The organism is Mycobacterium sp. pR1184, from assembly GCF_041287235.1.
Taxonomy (GTDB): Bacteria; Actinomycetota; Actinomycetes; order Mycobacteriales; family Mycobacteriaceae; genus Mycobacterium.
The window spans coordinates 16,988-32,181 of the sequence record NZ_JBGGKR010000022.1; the positions used below are offsets into that span (position 1 = coordinate 16,988).

Genomic DNA, 15,194 nt, shown 5'->3' on the forward strand with positions numbered 1-15,194 from the left:
CTAAGCGGCACTGCGGTATTGGCCTACGCGGGTAGGTCTGGCCCCTGGGCGCGCAGATCGTCGACCGCCGACATCGCGTCGCGTAACTTGGCGAGCCATTCCTCGGTGTGTTCGCCGACGAGCTTGACCGACCACGCCAGCGCATCAGCACGAGACCTGGCGACACCGGCGTCCACCAACGTGTCGAGCACCTGGCGTTCCGGTTGCTTCAAGCGCGTCATCACCGGAACTGCGATGTGCGTGAACAGGATTCGCTCGCCACCGATCTCGAGACCCCAGGAAACCTTGCGGCCGTAGCGATCCTGCGCCTCGTCGGCGATGCGCATCCGCTCCGAGCGGGTCTCCTCGCGGAACCGTGACGCCCGGCCCTCGGCGCGCGCCTCGCTGCCTTCCGCCGCGTCCGCGAGCTTGCCGATGACAGTGATCTCCTCGCGGTCCACGACGACCGTCGGGTCGCCGTCGAACCAGCCTTCGGGCAGGCGTCCGGCGAACCATTCCGCGGCGCCGGTGGCATCGGGTTGCTGGGCTTGCTGCCAGCCCCCGGGGCGGCCGTACCGCCTAGAACTGTGATGGTGTGATTTCATGCTTACATGATTACACCGTTACACACGTAATGGCCTTCGGTTCGCTCGCGGCGAACGGCGCCCGGTCCTGGCTGTGGACCGCAAAACCGTTGATATGGCCCGCTGACCGGCGTATTTTTGAGGACGAAGCAGGCCCGGAAGCGGCCGAGTCAAAGCGCCGGCAGAGGGGAAGGAGCCGGCCGCGTCGGACCGTGTCAGACGCCCCCCAGCGCCGCCCGGGCCTGCCTAAACGTCAAGCCAATTCAGTCGTTGTCGCCGTCGCCGCGGCGCACCCGGAACAGCTTGACCTCGTTCTTGATCCCCTTGAGACGGCGCGCGCCCGCGAAAGACGCGGAGAACTCCAGGGTTTCGCCGACGGACTGCCAGACCGAATCGGCGACCAGAACGGTGCCGGGGCGGGCCACGCCGGTGACCCGGCTCGCGACGTTGACCGGGCGGCCGAACCAGTCGCCGGCCCGGCTCACCGCCATCCCGGCGGCCACCCCCGCGCGCAGCCGGGGAAAGTCGTCGTCGGTATCGACCATTTCGACCAGCTTCAGCACGACGTCGAGCAACGGCGCGGGCTCGGGACAGACGAACATCACCGCGTCGCCGATCGTCTTGATGAACCGGACCGGTGGGACCGTCACGTCGCGGGCCAGCCCGGCCAGCCGACTGGCCAGTTGCCCCAGCTCCTCGGGCGAGACCACCTCGCCCAGCTTGGTGAAACCGACCAGGTCGGCGAACGCGACGGTGACCTCGCGCGCGCCCGGCAACGGTTCGCCCGCGGCGCGCTCGGCGGCGTTGACCGCTTCGGTCTCCATCATGTGCCGAAGCTGCATGAACAGCATCTGCTCGATCATCGGTCCGAGCTGCGGCGCGATCTGGCCCACCAGCGCCTGGGATGCCTTGGCGATCTGCAGCTCGGTGGCTCCCGGGCGCATGATCGCCTCCAGTGCGGCATACCGCATCACCTCGGCGGTGTGCGACAGGCCTTCGGCGAGCACCCGCACCACCAGCACCACCTGGTCGGGGTTGAGCCCCAGTTCCACGAAACGCTGTGCGTAGGCGGCCGCTTCGCCGTCGGCGCGCATGTGGATCGCCGCGTCCGCATCGTCCACCCGGGCCAGCCCGATCGCCCGCTGCACGCGCTGCAGCAGCGTCAGGTCGATGTTGTGTTGCTCGCTGATCTCGCGCGCGGACACATAGGTGCCGTCGTCTCCGATCAGGCGACGGCTGGCCAGCAGCAGCGGCGGATTGGTGGCTCGAATCTCCGCGGGGGTGACGCCCTGGTCCAGCAGCCAGGCGACCAGCTCGGCGCGTTCGGTGCGCGCGTCGCCGTCGAGTCCGTCGAGCAGATCGTCAATGTTCGCGTCGACCTCGTCGTCCACGTGGTCAACCTACAACGCCGACGGGCGATGATGGCAGTGATGACCCCGCCGCTGCTGCATGGTTTCGCGCCCGTCGTCGACGAGCGCGCCCGGATGCTGATCCTGGGCTCGTTTCCCAGTGCCCAGTCGCTGGTGGCCCAGCAGTACTATGCCAATCCGCGAAATGCGTTCTGGCCCATCGCCGGTGAGCTTTTCGGATTCGACCCCGACGCGCCCTACGAGTCCCGGCTGACCGCGTTGCGATCCCGCGGGGTGGCGCTGTGGGACGTGCTGCGCAGCTGCCGCCGAGCCGGTAGCGCCGACTCCGCGATCGGTCCGGAAAGCTTGGTGGTCAACGACTTTGCCGGGTTGTTCGCCAACTACCCGGGGATCAGCCGGGTTTACTTCAACGGCGCCAAGGCGGCCGAGATGTACCGCAGGCTGGCGCAGCCCGACGAGCGGCTTGAGTTCCAGCGGCTGCCGTCCAGCAGCCCGGCCCATGCCACGCGCCCGGGCGTCAAGCTGGCGGCCTGGCGGGAGGCGCTGGGGCTATGACCCCGTCATGACACCGGCGGCCGGCGGTGCGCCCACGGTCGCGCCGCTTCGATCTGCGCGGACAGCGACAGCAGCGTCGCCTCGTCGAACGGCCGGCCCACCAGCTGTACCGACAACGGCAGGCCGTCGCCGTCGAAGTCCCACGGCACCACCGCGGCGGGCTGACCGGTCGCGTTCCACGGCGCGAAGTACGGCACCTGCTGGGCGACCAGCAGCAGCGTCGAGACCGCGCCGCGACGCCGATACGCACCGATGCGCGACGGCCCTTCCGCGGTGCCCGGCGTGATCACGACGTCGACATCGTCAAAGATCGACTGAATCTTGGCGTTCATGCCTTCCTCGGCGGCCCGCACGGCTGCCATCCTGCGGTCCGAGAAGAACGACCCCATCCGCGCCAGCGTGCGGGTGCGGGACTCGAGCCGTTCCGGGTGAGCCTGCGCGTCGGCGTCGTCGCAGATGCCGCGCAGATAGCGCGGCAGGAAGTTCGTATAGAGCTGCGCCAGTGGATAGTCGGGATCAGCGGTGATGACCTCGTGCCCGAGATCGCGCAGCAGAGCACCGGCCGCCTCAACCGCCGCCAGCTCTTCGCGCCCGACCCGTTGCGGGATCGTAGGAATTCTGGTGCTCAACGCAATTCGCAGCTTGCCCGGATCACGCGACGCGGCGGCGACGAACTCGCCCTCCGGTCCCGGGATGGTGGAGGTGATATCGAGAAACAGCGCCGCATCGGCCACCGAGCGTGCGATCGGGCCGTTGACGGAGAGGCCGTACCAGGCGTTGTCGTGCGGTTCCAGCGAGACGCGATCGCGTTGCGGCTTCAGACCGTACAAGCCACACCAGGACGACGGGACACGGATCGAGCCGCCGCCATCGGATCCCAACGCCATCGGAGCCAGCCCGGCGGCGACCGCGGCGCCGCTACCCCCGCTGCTGCCGCCCGGGCTGCGCCCGAGGTTCCAAGGATTGCGGGTCGCACCGAACGTCAGCGACTCGGTGAACGGAAAGATCATCAGCTCGGGCACATTGGTCTTGCCGATGATGACCGCGCCGGCCGCGCGCAACCGGCGGACTACTTCCGCGTCGGTGGTCACCGGCGGTCCGTGGCCCCCGCTGCCGCACGCCGTCACCTCGCCCGCGACGTCGACATCGTCCTTGATCGCGATCGGTACGCCCAGCAGCGGCAGCCGCTCACCCGCATCGAGCAGTTCCTGGGCGGCGTAGGCGTCCTCACGTGCGCTGTCGGCCAACACCACGCGGTAGCAGCGCAGGTCGCTGTCCAGCCGAGCGATCCGTTCCAGGTAGACCTCGAGCAGGTCGACAGCGCTGATTTCACCGTCGGCGAGCATCCGTGCCAGTGCGCCCGCACCGGCGAATGCGACATCGCGTGCGTCCACTGCGGCAGCGTAACCCTCGGGTCTGCCCTACCAGTACGGTGGCGACATGTCCTGCGTGTTCTGTGCGATCGTCGCCGGCGAGGCTCCGGCCATCCGGATTTACGAAGACGACGACTACCTGGCGATCCTCGACATCCGCCCCTTCACGCGCGGGCACACGCTGGTGATCCCCAAACAGCACACCGTCGATCTGACCGACACCGCGCCGTCGACGCTGGCCGGGATGATCGCCGTCGGCCAGCGGATCGCGCGCGCCGCCCGGGCGACGGAATTGGCCGACGCGACCAACATCGGGATCAACGACGGCAGTGCGGCCTTCCAGACGGTGTTCCACATCCACCTGCACGTGCTGCCCCGCCGCAACGGCGACAAGCTCTCGGTGGCCAAGGGGATGTTGCTGCGTCGCGACCCCGACCGCGAAGCCACCGGGCAGATCCTGCGTGACGCGCTGGCACGCATCGACGCCAGTCAGTAGAACTGAATTCATGAGCAACCTCACTACGCTGGAGCGGATCTTTCTGGCTCCACTGCTGCGCGTGCACGACTCGCTCTACCGGAAAACCGACGGCCGGATCGGCCACCACATACCCGGCATGCCGGACAGCCTGCTGCTGCACACGATCGGCGCCAAGACCGGCCAGCAACGCTCCTCCACCCTGTCCTACGCCAAGGACGGTGACTCCTACCTGGTCGTCGCGTCCTACGGAGGCAGCGACAGCGCCCCCGGCTGGTACCACAACCTGCGCAAGCGCCCGGAGTGCGAAATCAACGTCGGCTCGAAGCGCTTCGCGGTCACCGCACGCAGCATCGGTCCGGATGACCCCGACTATGCGCGGCTGTGGCAGATCGTGAACAAGAACAACGCCAACCGGTACGAGGGCTATCAGAGCCGGACGTCGCGGCCGATCCCGATCGTCGCGTTAACGCCTACCAAATAGCACTAACCTGCACAAAAGCACCAGCTAACCCACCTGGGACGTTTATTCTGCCCTAGCACTGGTGAAGCCTCCATGCGTTCACCCCGGGGGGGACTGATCGGCTGGAGCGGCAATGAAGCGCTGGACGGGGATTCCGTGGCAGCGATTCGGGCTGTCCGCGCGGCTCGGTTGGCTCGTCGTCGCGGGATACGGCTGCGCCGGCCTGCTGATCGTCATCGCAGATGTCCGGAACTGGGAAGGCGCCTACGCGACCCGCCCGGTCGACGAAATCGCGTTGGCGGGGAGTCTGCTGTTCGGTTCGGCATGTTGTCTGCGGGCGGCGCGCTTCGCCGACGGGCGCCGCAGACTCGGCTGGCTGGCCATGGTGACGGCCCAGCTCGGTTGGGCGATCGGCGAACTCATCTGGGCGTTCTACGACGTGCGCTCACAGCTCGATCACGCATCGCACCCGGCCGCCGCGGAGATCGTGCTGCTGTTGTGGCCGTTCGGCGCGATGACGTCCTTGGTGGCGCTGTCCAACGTGTCTCGGCACAGTTCGCGGCGGCTGGTGCTCGACGGCCTGATCCTGGTCACCTCGCTGCTCGTGGTGTCGTGGGTTCTCGTGCTGGAAAAGCAGCTGCGCGACACCACCGGCTCGCGGACCGCGACGGTCGCACAGGTGGTCAACGACGGCATCCTGCTGACGACGGCGATCCTGATGCTGTCCCGGGGCCGCCCCGGTGAGCGACCGAGCCGCAGCCTGGTGGCCGCCGGCATCGCGGTGATCAGCATTGCCGACATCACGATGGTGTTCGACACCGGGATAGGCAGCTATCACGTCAGCGACCTGGGCGACCTGGGTCGGGTAGCCGGACTGTGCATGATCACGCTGGGCGCCTTGGCCAGCGTGAATGAGACCACCCAAGTCTCGGCGTCGCGCAGCGAGGTGTTGTCGCGCGCCCTACTGTGGTTGCCCTACCTGCCGCTGGCGCTGGCCGCGGTCGTCGGATTCGGCTCCATAGTCCGCGCCCAGCACGGGGTGCTGACCGCTCTGCTGGGCATTCTCGTCGGCGCGGTGCTGGTGCGGCAATTCATCGCGCTCACCGAAAACCAGGACCTGCTGTCGGCGGTCGCGCGGGAAGCGTTTCGGGACAGTTTGACCGGCCTGGCGAATCGGCCGCATTTCCTGCATCGGCTGGAAGACGCCGTCGCCGCTCGAAATGAAGACGGCGCACCGATAGCGGTGCTGTGCCTCGACCTGGACAACTTCAAGGCGGTCAACGACGGCCTGGGGCACCCGGCCGGTGACGAGCTGCTCATCCGGGTAGCCGGGCGGCTTACCGCTGCCCTGCACGAAAACGGTCTGATCGCCCGCCTTGGCGGTGACGAATTCGCGGTGCTGCTCGAAGGTTCCGTCGAAGAGGCCGAGGCCGCCGCGCATGACGTGCTCGAGGCGTTCAGCGCGCCGATCGTGATCGACGGCGTGCCCGTCGCGGTGCGACCCAGCATCGGCTTCACCGTGGCCACGGCCACCTCGGCGTGCACCGTCGACCAACTTCTCCGGCACGCCGACCTGGCCATGTACACCGCGAAACGGGAAGGCGGACAGTGCGTCCGCAGCTTTGTGCCCGACATTCCGTTTTCCTATACGTTCCCGCGGTCCACCGAGTCGGCGGTCTCGGCTGCCTCGGCCTTGCCGGCCAAACTGGCGGACTGGGTGCCCGTTTCGGCCGCCGTCTCGAGCACCTCCGGCTCATCGCGCACCGCGCGGGCAGACCCGAACGCAGCGAAGCCTGCCGTGGCGCCGGATCCGTCCGACGGCCCACAATGGGGACCGTTGCCAGTCCGAATTGCTATGTCGATCTTGGCAATTGGTGTGATTACCTTCACCGCGACCAGCCTGGCCGGACTCAATGCCAAAGACACCGCCTTCACCAATATCCTGTATGCGGCGTTGAATCTGTTGGCCGCCATCCTCATTGGAGCGCGCGCCTATCGCGTCGCCGCCGATCGACTGGCCTGGTGGCTGATTGCGCTCGGTATGGCAAGCTCGGCCGTCGGCGACCTTGTCTACCTCATGCAGGTGCCCGACGGGCAGTCCCCATCGGTGGCCGACGCCGAGTATCTGGCGTTCTACCCCTTCGTCTATCTCGGGCTGCTGCTGCTCGTCCGGGCACGGCTGGCCGCCGTACCGATCCCGATTCGCCTCGATCCGCTGGTATGCGGTTTGGCCATGGCCGCACTGGGAGCGGCACTGCGGGCCGGACCCTTCCACGCGGCGGCAACCCGGGCGCCGGACACCGTTTTGGTAGGGCTGCTGTACCCGTGGGGAGATCTGGTGTTGGCGGCCCTGGCCGCCGGCATGCTGCCAGTGGTGGGTTGGCGCAACGAATTCCGCTGGCTCTTGCTGGTAGCCGGGCTGGTGGGGTTTGCGCTCGCGGACACGGTTTATCTTTTCGAGACGGCCGCGGGTACCTACCGGGTCGGTACCACGCTGGATGCCGCCTGGCCCGCGGCGTCACTGCTGGTGGCTATGGCCAGTTGGGCGCCCGGCTCGTCGGTACCGCCGGCACTCAAGCGAGGATTCGGCTCCTACGCCGTGCCGGTAGCCTGTACGGCGGTCGCGCTCACGGTGATCATCTTGGACGAAAACTCGCGACTCGCAACGGCTTTGGCGGCGTTGAGCCTGATTACTGCCGCAGTGCGGTTTTCGCTGACATTGCGTGACGTCAGCATGATGGCCGAAAGCTACAAGCACGCCATGACCGACGAGTTGACGACGTTGCCCAACCGGCGGTCATTGGCCACCGCGCTGACGTCGATGTCCGACTCCCCGGCGACAGAGCTCGACCCGGCACTCAAGACGCCGTCCCGCAAGGCGTTGCTGTTGGTGAAGCTGTACGAGATCGACGAGATCAGCGACTCGCTCGGCCGCCATTTCGGTGCTGAGCTGCTGCGCCATATCGCCGACCGGCTTGCGACCACCGTACGCCGCGAGGATCTTCTGGCCCGGGTGACCGATGACGAATTCGCGATCCTGCTGACCGAGGGATCCGACCTGACCGGCGCCCGTGCCCAGGCGGGCCGCTTGCTCGAATCCCTAAGCGAGCCATTCGCATTGGACGCCATCACCGTACGAGTCGATGCGCGCATCGCTATTGCGCTGTGCCCGGATCATTGCGAGCATCCGCAGGACCTGCTGAGTCGCGCCGAGGCTGCGATGCCGCACGCCAAATCCGCGCTAGGCAAGATCGCGGTCTACGACTCGGCGTTCGAGTTGTACCGCGACACCGACCCCAACCTCATCGAGGAATTGCGCGCGGCGCTGTTCGAGGGTGAGGAGCCGACGCTGTACTACCAGCCCAAGATCAACACCAGCGACGGAAGCGTGCACAGCGTCGAGGCACTGCTGCGGTGGGACCACCCGACCCGCGGGGTGCTGCTGCCCGAAGAATTCCTGCCCGCTGCCGAACGAGCCGGGCTGATGCGCAAGATCGCCGATCGCACACTCAAACTCGCTCTCTCACAGATCCAGTACTGGCGCGAAAAGAGTGTCACGTCGTCGGTCGCGGTGAACCTGGCGACGACCAACCTGCTCGACCTCGAACTCGTCGGCTCGATCGAAAGGCTGCTGTGGGCACGCGGTTTGCCCGCCGACGCCCTGATCGTCGAGATCACCGAAAGCGCCCTGGTCGACTCGGCGCGGTCGCGCAACACCGTGGCCGAGTTGCAGCGCCTGGGGGTGCGCATCTCGCTGGACGACTACGGCACCGGCTGGTCGTCGTTGGCGCGCTTGCAGGATGTCTCGGTCGACGAATTGAAGCTCGACCGCATTTTCGTGGCGCGCCTGGCTCAAGACGCGCGCTCGGTCGCCATCGTGCGGTCGACGGTGGCGCTGGCGGACAGCTTGGGCGCGGACCTGGTGGCCGAGGGAGTCGAAGACGAGGTCACGTTGAGCGCACTGCAGCGATTCGGCTGCACGATCACCCAGGGGTTCGTGCACACCCCGCCGTTGCCGCCGGCCGAGCTCGAGGAATGGATCAGTCACAATGTGCCCCAACAGAATCCGAAACCATCGGAGCAGGCGGGCGTAGCCGACTAGAACAATTCCTTGGCCAACAGCTCCAGCGTTGCCACCCGGCCGGGCGCCCTGGCCGCGTCGCTGCCGCGATGAGCCGACGCGACGGGGTTCACCATCACCTCGTCGACCCCGAACTGCCCGGCCAGCGCTCGCACCTGCTCGGCGGCCTGGGCCGGAGTACCGAGGACGGCACGGGCCAACCCGCTGTCCACGATGTGCTGTTGAGCCGGCGTCAGTTCGGCCACTTGCGCCTCCTCGACCAGCGGGATCGGGCCCAGCGGCTGTCCGGTCTGCAGCCGAGCCATCATCTGCAAGTTGGGCAACATCAATGCCGTTGCCTCTTCCCGTGTTTCGGCTACAACGGCGTTCACAGTCAAGAACGTCACCGGCTCGGCCGTCAGTGCGCTGGGCTGGAACCGCGTGCGGTAGATTTCGAGCGCCTCTTCGGTTCCGTTGCCGGAGAAGTGATGTGCGAAGACATACGGCAACCCCTTGGCCGCCGCCAGATGCGCCGAGTACATCGACGAGCCCAACAGCCACAACCGCGGTTCACTCGCCGCGGCCGGAGTGGCCTTGAGCCGGTAGTCGCCGGAGCGCAACGGCACCACCACGCCGCGCGCACTCATCAACGCCGCAACGTCGTCGAGGTATTCGGGAAAGTTCTCGATGTCGCGATCTTGCTCGGCTGCTGAGCGGGCACCGCGCAACGCATACGACGTCACCGGGTCGGACCCGGGCGCGCGTCCGATGCCCAGGTCGATTCTTCCCGGCGCGGCGGCTTCCAGCAGGGCGAACTGCTCGGCGACGGCCAGCGGCGCGTGGTTGGGCAGCATGACTCCGCCGGATCCCAGCCGCACCCGCGAGGTCTGGGCCGCCAGGTAGGCCAGCAGCACCGGCGGGCTGGTCGCGCCGACCGATGGCATGTTGTGGTGCTCGGCGACCCAGTAGCGGGTGAAACCCAACTGGTCGGCGCTCTGCGCCAGCGCCACGGTGGCGGCCAGCGCGTCGCCGGTCGACTGGTCGGTGCGTACCGGGACGAGATCGAGGACGGAAAGGCGCACGATGGCCTCAACGCATTCGGCGCGGGGTTCGTTCCCGGCTAGTAGTTGCTCGGCGTAATCGAATTCACGACGGCCTCGAACTGCTCCTGCGAGATCGGGGCCCCGCCGGGGATGTTGTCGGTGGCCAGGAACTGGGTGCGCTCGGTATAGCCGTGGAAGCGCTTGAAGTAGTTGGTGAAGCCGACCCCGTGGTCGACCCAGTCGCCCTGGGTGACGCGCTTGAGCTCGCCGGCCAGGATGTAGGCGCCCAGCAGCGCGACACTGGTCCCCTGGCCCGACAGCGGCGAGCAGCAGTACGCCGCGTCGCCCACCAGCGCCACCCGGCCGATCGACCAGTGATCCATCACGATCTGCGCCATCTCGTCGAAGTAGAAGTCCGGTGCGTCGCGCATGTACTTCAGCAGCTGCGGGCGTACCCAGCCGTCGCCGGCCATCCGCTGCTCGACCTCGGCGAGTTGGGCTTCGATGTCGCGGTAGTCCAGACGCAGTTCGGTGTCCATGAAGCCCAGCATGGCGCGCGCCTCGGTGTTGTTGCGGGCGCTGTAGACCCCGGCCATCGTGGTGTCGCCGTAGTGCCACATCTGCCAGAAGTCCAGATTCAGGAAATTGGGCACGGTGAAGATCGCGGCGTGCGTGCCCAGCCGTTTGATGAATCGCTCCTCGGGACCGAAAACCAGTCGGCGCACATTGGAATGCAGGCCGTCGGCGCCGATCACCAGGTCGAAGCTGCGCGCGGGCGCACGTTCGAACGTCACATCGACGGCCAGGCCGCGGTTCTGCAGACCGGTGATGCTGTCGTCGAAGAGGTATTCGGTCGCGGGCTGCGTTGCCTCGTAAAGCAACTCGACCAGATCGTCGCGCAGCAGCTCAATGTCCGGGTTGTCGATGGGGCCACCGGTCGGGGTCGATTCGGTGTCGCGGGACAGCTCGTTGCCGTCGCGGTCGACGACCGACGAGCCGCGAATGCCGGTCTTGCGATCGGCGGCGGCGGCCAGCAGACCCATGCGGTCCAGCACCGTCAGCGCCGGACCGCGCACATCGATGGCCTGCCCGCCCGGGCGCAGGCCTGGGTGACGCTCCACAACGGTCACCGAATAGCCATGCCGCCCAAGCCAATACGCCAACGTTGTACCGGCGACGCTGGCCCCGGAAATCAGTACTTCAACCATAGAGGGTCACTTAATTCCTGCCAGCTTCTTGGCTTCAATGAAAATATCGTCCAGCATTGCCGGAGTCAGCCTACCGGTGAACATGTTTTGCTGGCTCGGATGGTAGCAACCCAACAAGCGCACGCCCGACGGTAACTCGGCGACGGCGCCGTGGCCGAAGCGCGGCTTGGGCGTGGCCCGCATCGCGGTGAGGCCCGGCAGCCGCAGCGCGATCTGCCAGCCGAACCCGCCGAGGGCGACGATGGTGCGCACATGCTCGGACACCAACCGCCATTCGGCTTCCAGCCAGGGCCAACACGTGTCACGCTCGGCCGGGGTCGGGGCGTTGGCCGGCGGCGCACATCGCACCGGTGCGGAAATGCGAATCTGCTTGGTTGCCAACCCGTCTGCGGCGTCCACGCTGATCGGTTGGTTGACCAGCCCGGCCCGATACAGGGCGGCGTACAGCTGGTCGCCGGACCGGTCGCCGGTGAACATCCGCCCGGTTCGGTTGGCGCCGTGAGCGGCCGGCGCCAGCCCGACGATGAAGATTCGCGGCCGCAACGATCCCCATCCCGGCACCGGCCGGCCCCAATACGGCTGGTCGGCGAACGCGCGCCGTTTGGCCACGGCGACCTCCTCACGCCAGGCGACCAAACGCGGGCAGGCGCGACAGACGCTGACCAAGGCGTCCAGTTCCGCAACCGCGCCGGCGGCACCGGCCAGCGCCCGAACCTGCGCCGCGTCGGCGGCCTTCGGGGTGCCGGGTTCGGCCGGATCGCCGGGCCATCCGGTGCCGGGCAGCACCGGCGAATCGAAAGCCAATCCGGTATTCGGATGAACAAGCACATGAACATCCTGCATTCAGCCGACAGTGAGCACGAAATTCGGTGGCTGCCGCGATCGCTTTGGGGTTAGATTCTCCCGGCGATATTTATGACACATTCCAGCCGCGGTCCGGCGCTTCTGATTCTGTTCGCCACGCTGGTGGCGACCGCGGGTACCGGCATTTCGCTGGTCGCTTTCCCCTGGCTGGCGCTGCAGCATCGGGAGAGCGCGCGCGACGCGTCGATCGTGGCCGCGGCGATGACGGTGCCGCTGGTGCTCTCCACGCTGGTCGCCGGTACCGCGGTCGACTTTTTCGGACGCCGGCGCATTTCGCTGGTCTCCGATTGGTTGTCCGGCATGGCGGTGGCCGCGGTTCCGGTGATTGCCTGGCTGTTCGGGGCGAATGCGCTCAATGTCGCCGAGCTGGCCGTATTGGCGTTCCTTTCGGCCGGATTCGACCCGGCCGGGACGACGGCGCGTCAGTCGATGCTGCCCGAGGCCGCCGCGCGGGCCAACTGGTCGCTGGACCGCACCAACAGCGTGTACGAAGCGATTCTCAACCTGGCTTACATCGTGGGTCCGGGTATCGGCGGTTTGATGATCGCCACGGTCGGCGGCGTCAACACGATGTGGATCACGGCAGGCTGTTTTGGGTTGTCGTTCCTCGCAATTGGGGCGCTGCGGCTCGAGGGCATCGGCAAGCCGCACCACGCCACCCGGCCCGACGGGTTGGTGTCCGGCGTCGCCGAGGGTTTGCGGTTCGTCTGGAACATGCGCGTGCTGCGCACGCTCGCGTTGGTCGATCTGGTTGTCACGGCGCTGTATCTGCCGATGGAAAGCGTGCTGTTTCCCAAGTACTTCAGCGATCGTCACGAACCCGCGGAGTTGGGCTGGGCGCTGATGGCGCTCGGGGCCGGCGGCGTGGCGGGTGCGCTCGGCTATGCCGTGCTGTCGAAGTATCTGCGGCGGCGTACTGCCGTGCTGACCGCGACGCTGACGTTCGGTGCCGCATCGGTCGGGATCGCGTTCCTGCCGCCGCTGCCGGTGATCCTGGTGCTGTGCGCGCTGACCGGCTTGGTCTACGGGCCGATCCAGCCGATCTACAACTACGTGATGCAGACTCGGGCTCCGCACCATCTGCGCGGTCGGGTGGTCGGGGTGATGACGGGGCTGACCTTCGCCGCGGGACCGCTGGGCTTGTTGGTGGCCGGTCCGCTGGCCGATGCCGCCGGGCTGCGGGTCACGTTCCTGGCGTTGGCGGTGCCCATCATCGTGGTCGGCCTGATCGCCTGCGCGCTGCCGTCGCTGCGCGAACTCGATCGCGCGCCGGAGTTTGCTGAGGATTCCGCGCCGTAAAATCGGCACGTGAGCACCACAGTCAACGAAGACATGCTGGCCGGCCTGATCGCCGATCTACCGGACGGGATGGTGGTCACCGACCCGACCATCACCGACGGCTATCGCCACGACCGCGCCTTCGATCCGTCGGCCGGCACGCCGCTGGCCGTGGTCCGGGTGCGCTGCACCGAAGACGTGCAGAAAGTGTTGCGCTGGGCCACCGCCCACCGGGTGCCGGTCGTGCCGCGCGGGGCCGGCACCGGCTTGTCGGGCGGGGCGACGGCGCTGGCCAACGGGATCGTGCTGTCGACGGAGAAGATGCGCGACATCACCATCGACCCGGTCACCCGGACCGCGGTATGCCAGCCCGGGCTGCTCAACGCCGAGGTGAAGAAGGCCGTCGCCGAGCACGGACTGTGGTATCCGCCGGACCCGTCGTCGTACGAAATCTGCAGCATCGGCGGCAATATCGCCACCAACGCCGGCGGCCTGTGCTGCGTGAAATACGGCGTCACCACCGACTACGTGCTGGGCATGCAGGTGGTGCTGGCCGACGGCACCGCGGTGCGGCTGGGTGGTCCGCGGTTGAAGGACGTCGCGGGGCTGTCGCTGACCAAGCTCTTCGTCGGCAGTGAAGGCACGCTGGGCGTTGTCACCGAGGTGACGCTGCGGCTGCTGCCGGCGCAGAACACCTCGAGCGTCGTGGTGGCCAGCTTCGCCTCGGTGGAATCGGCCGTCGACGCGGTGCTGGGCGTCACGTCGCGGCTGCGGCCCGCGATGCTCGAGTTCATGGATTCGGCGGCGATCAACGCCGTCGAGGACATCTTGCGCATGGACCTGGACCGTGGGGCCGCCGCGATGTTGGTGGCCGGCTCCGACGAGCGCGGCGGCGCCGGCGGCCAGGACGCCGAACTGATCGCCTCGATATTCGCCGAGAACAAGGCAACGGACGTTTTCACTACCGACGATCCGGCCGAGGGCGAGGCGTTTGTCGCCGCGCGCCGGTTCTGCATCCCGGCCGTCGAGGCCAAGGGTTCGCTGCTGCTCGAAGACGTCGGGGTGCCGCTTCCGGCCCTGGGGAAGCTGGTGACCGGGATTGCCCGCATCGCCGAGGAGCACGACCTGATGATCTCGGTGATCGCCCACGCCGGTGACGGCAACACCCACCCGCTGATCGTGTTCGACCCCGCCGACGCCGCGATGGCCGCGCGTGCCCAGCTCGCGTTCGGCGAAATCATGGACCTGGCAGTCGGTTTGGGCGGCACCATCACCGGCGAGCACGGGGTGGGCCGACTGAAGCGGCCCTGGCTGGACGGCTACCTCGGACCCGAGGTGATGGCGCTCAACCAGCGCATCAAGCAGGCCCTGGACCCGCTGGGCATCCTCAACCCCGGCGCGGCGATCTAGTTCTGCCGGTCGGCGTGCTCGTTGAGTGTGCGTCCTGGGCGGTGAGTGTGCATTGACGTCGACATGAACGCACACTCGCGGCCGGGGTGCTGCTCGCCTTCACCGTCTCGACGACGTCGGTAAACTGCCTTCCCTACTGCCCCAACAAGGGCGCCCCGGCCTCACGATCAATGCCCGAGACGACGTCGATAAGGAATCGTAACGATGCATAACAGCTGGTTGGCCGAGTATTGGTGGATTCTGGTAATCCTGCTGTACGTCATCCTGCTGGCGCTACTGATGTGGGTTTTAGGTCGCCGTGGAACGTTGAAAACAGCGTGGCCGAAGATTTGTCTGGTGATCAACTGCGTGATCATCATGGTGATTCCGGCCATGCATTCACCCGGAAGCTACTTCAACGCCGCAATCGTGGTGTTTAACCTTTTGACTTTGCTGTCGAGCCTGCCCAAATCCGAGAAGGCGTCAAGGTAACGCGGCAGGGCGGTTCTAAGGTCGCGCAAATGACCGTCGCCATGCTCATCAGGGTTGACAT

Annotated in this window: 13 protein-coding genes; 7 read left to right on the plus strand and 6 right to left on the minus strand. The window is 67.2% G+C overall.

Features of this window, described 5'->3' with window-relative positions; all coding sequences use genetic code 11:
• Positions 1–23: 23 nt before the first annotated feature.
• Complete coding sequence (locus ACAG21_RS27275) at positions 24–584, minus strand: hypothetical protein (protein WP_370499372.1); 561 nt, start codon at positions 582–584, stop codon at positions 24–26.
• A gap of 242 nt (positions 585–826) precedes the next feature.
• The gene (locus ACAG21_RS27280; protein ID WP_370499373.1) at positions 827–1,954 is read right to left on the minus strand and encodes an adenylate/guanylate cyclase domain-containing protein; all 1,128 of its coding nucleotides are present in this window, start codon (positions 1,952–1,954) and stop codon (positions 827–829) included.
• Between the two features lie 39 nt (positions 1,955–1,993).
• Between ACAG21_RS27280 and ACAG21_RS27285 the strand changes: the two genes are divergently transcribed.
• On the plus strand, positions 1,994–2,488 hold the full coding sequence (locus ACAG21_RS27285; RefSeq protein WP_370499374.1) for a DNA-deoxyinosine glycosylase: 495 nt from the start codon (positions 1,994–1,996) through the stop codon (positions 2,486–2,488).
• Between the two features lie 5 nt (positions 2,489–2,493).
• Here the strand turns inward: ACAG21_RS27285 and ACAG21_RS27290 are convergent, their stop codons facing one another.
• Positions 2,494–3,882 (minus strand): amidase, encoded by a 1,389-nt coding sequence (locus tag ACAG21_RS27290; RefSeq protein ID WP_370499375.1) that lies wholly within the window; start codon positions 3,880–3,882, stop codon positions 2,494–2,496.
• 46 nt (positions 3,883–3,928) lie between these two features.
• Between ACAG21_RS27290 and ACAG21_RS27295 the strand changes: the two genes are divergently transcribed.
• The 3 genes from ACAG21_RS27295 (at position 3,929) to ACAG21_RS27305 (ending at position 8,901) form a co-directional block, all read left to right on the plus strand.
• On the plus strand, positions 3,929–4,357 hold the full coding sequence (locus tag ACAG21_RS27295) for an HIT family protein (protein WP_370499376.1): 429 nt from the start codon (positions 3,929–3,931) through the stop codon (positions 4,355–4,357).
• Between the two features lie 10 nt (positions 4,358–4,367).
• Positions 4,368–4,820: a nitroreductase family deazaflavin-dependent oxidoreductase gene (locus ACAG21_RS27300; RefSeq protein ID WP_370499377.1), complete on the plus strand. Its 453-nt coding sequence runs from the start codon at positions 4,368–4,370 to the stop codon at positions 4,818–4,820.
• A gap of 112 nt (positions 4,821–4,932) precedes the next feature.
• On the plus strand, positions 4,933–8,901 hold the full coding sequence (locus ACAG21_RS27305; RefSeq protein WP_370499378.1) for a diguanylate cyclase domain-containing protein: 3,969 nt from the start codon (positions 4,933–4,935) through the stop codon (positions 8,899–8,901).
• Here the strand turns inward: ACAG21_RS27305 and ACAG21_RS27310 are convergent.
• The 3 genes from ACAG21_RS27310 to ACAG21_RS27320 are packed head-to-tail and all read right to left on the minus strand — an operon-like array spanning position 8,898 to position 11,953.
• Positions 8,898–9,941 (minus strand): LLM class flavin-dependent oxidoreductase, encoded by a 1,044-nt coding sequence (locus tag ACAG21_RS27310; protein WP_370499379.1) that lies wholly within the window; start codon positions 9,939–9,941, stop codon positions 8,898–8,900. The genes ACAG21_RS27305 and ACAG21_RS27310 overlap by 4 nt on opposite strands.
• Before the next feature lie 38 nt (positions 9,942–9,979).
• Complete coding sequence (locus ACAG21_RS27315) at positions 9,980–11,110, minus strand: FAD-binding protein (protein WP_370499380.1); 1,131 nt, start codon at positions 11,108–11,110, stop codon at positions 9,980–9,982.
• Between the two features lie 6 nt (positions 11,111–11,116).
• Positions 11,117–11,953, minus strand: coding sequence for a uracil-DNA glycosylase (locus ACAG21_RS27320; protein WP_370499381.1), 837 nt, complete (start codon positions 11,951–11,953; stop codon positions 11,117–11,119).
• 72 nt (positions 11,954–12,025) lie between these two features.
• On the opposite strand from ACAG21_RS27320, the gene ACAG21_RS27325 reads away from it, so the two are divergent.
• From ACAG21_RS27325 to ACAG21_RS27335, 3 genes are all read left to right on the plus strand, one after another.
• Entirely contained in the window at positions 12,026–13,273 is a 1,248-nt protein-coding gene (locus tag ACAG21_RS27325) for an MFS transporter (RefSeq protein WP_370499382.1), read from the plus strand.
• A gap of 33 nt (positions 13,274–13,306) precedes the next feature.
• The gene (locus tag ACAG21_RS27330) at positions 13,307–14,662 is read left to right on the plus strand and encodes an FAD-binding oxidoreductase (protein ID WP_370499419.1); all 1,356 of its coding nucleotides are present in this window, start codon (positions 13,307–13,309) and stop codon (positions 14,660–14,662) included.
• Positions 14,663–14,866: 204 nt separating this feature from the next.
• Positions 14,867–15,133 carry a hypothetical protein gene (locus tag ACAG21_RS27335; RefSeq protein WP_370499383.1) on the plus strand — a complete coding sequence of 89 codons (267 nt, stop codon included), beginning with the start codon at positions 14,867–14,869 and terminating at the stop codon, positions 15,131–15,133.
• Positions 15,134–15,194 lie beyond the last annotated feature (61 nt).

Coding starts and splice junctions, on each gene's coding strand:
- ACAG21_RS27305 (WP_370499378.1), top strand. CDS start 4,933: ATGAAGCGCTGGACGGGGATTCCGTGGCAGCGATTCGGGCTGTCCGCG.
- ACAG21_RS27320 (WP_370499381.1), bottom strand. CDS start 11,953: ATGCAGGATGTTCATGTGCTTGTTCATCCGAATACCGGATTGGCTTTC.
- ACAG21_RS27330 (WP_370499419.1), top strand. CDS start 13,307: ATGCTGGCCGGCCTGATCGCCGATCTACCGGACGGGATGGTGGTCACC.
- ACAG21_RS27275 (WP_370499372.1), bottom strand. CDS start 584: ATGAAATCACACCATCACAGTTCTAGGCGGTACGGCCGCCCCGGGGGC.
- ACAG21_RS27285 (WP_370499374.1), top strand. CDS start 1,994: ATGACCCCGCCGCTGCTGCATGGTTTCGCGCCCGTCGTCGACGAGCGC.
- ACAG21_RS27335 (WP_370499383.1), top strand. CDS start 14,867: ATGCATAACAGCTGGTTGGCCGAGTATTGGTGGATTCTGGTAATCCTG.
- ACAG21_RS27315 (WP_370499380.1), bottom strand. CDS start 11,110: ATGGTTGAAGTACTGATTTCCGGGGCCAGCGTCGCCGGTACAACGTTG.
- ACAG21_RS27295 (WP_370499376.1), top strand. CDS start 3,929: ATGTCCTGCGTGTTCTGTGCGATCGTCGCCGGCGAGGCTCCGGCCATC.
- ACAG21_RS27325 (WP_370499382.1), top strand. CDS start 12,026: ATGACACATTCCAGCCGCGGTCCGGCGCTTCTGATTCTGTTCGCCACG.
- ACAG21_RS27300 (WP_370499377.1), top strand. CDS start 4,368: ATGAGCAACCTCACTACGCTGGAGCGGATCTTTCTGGCTCCACTGCTG.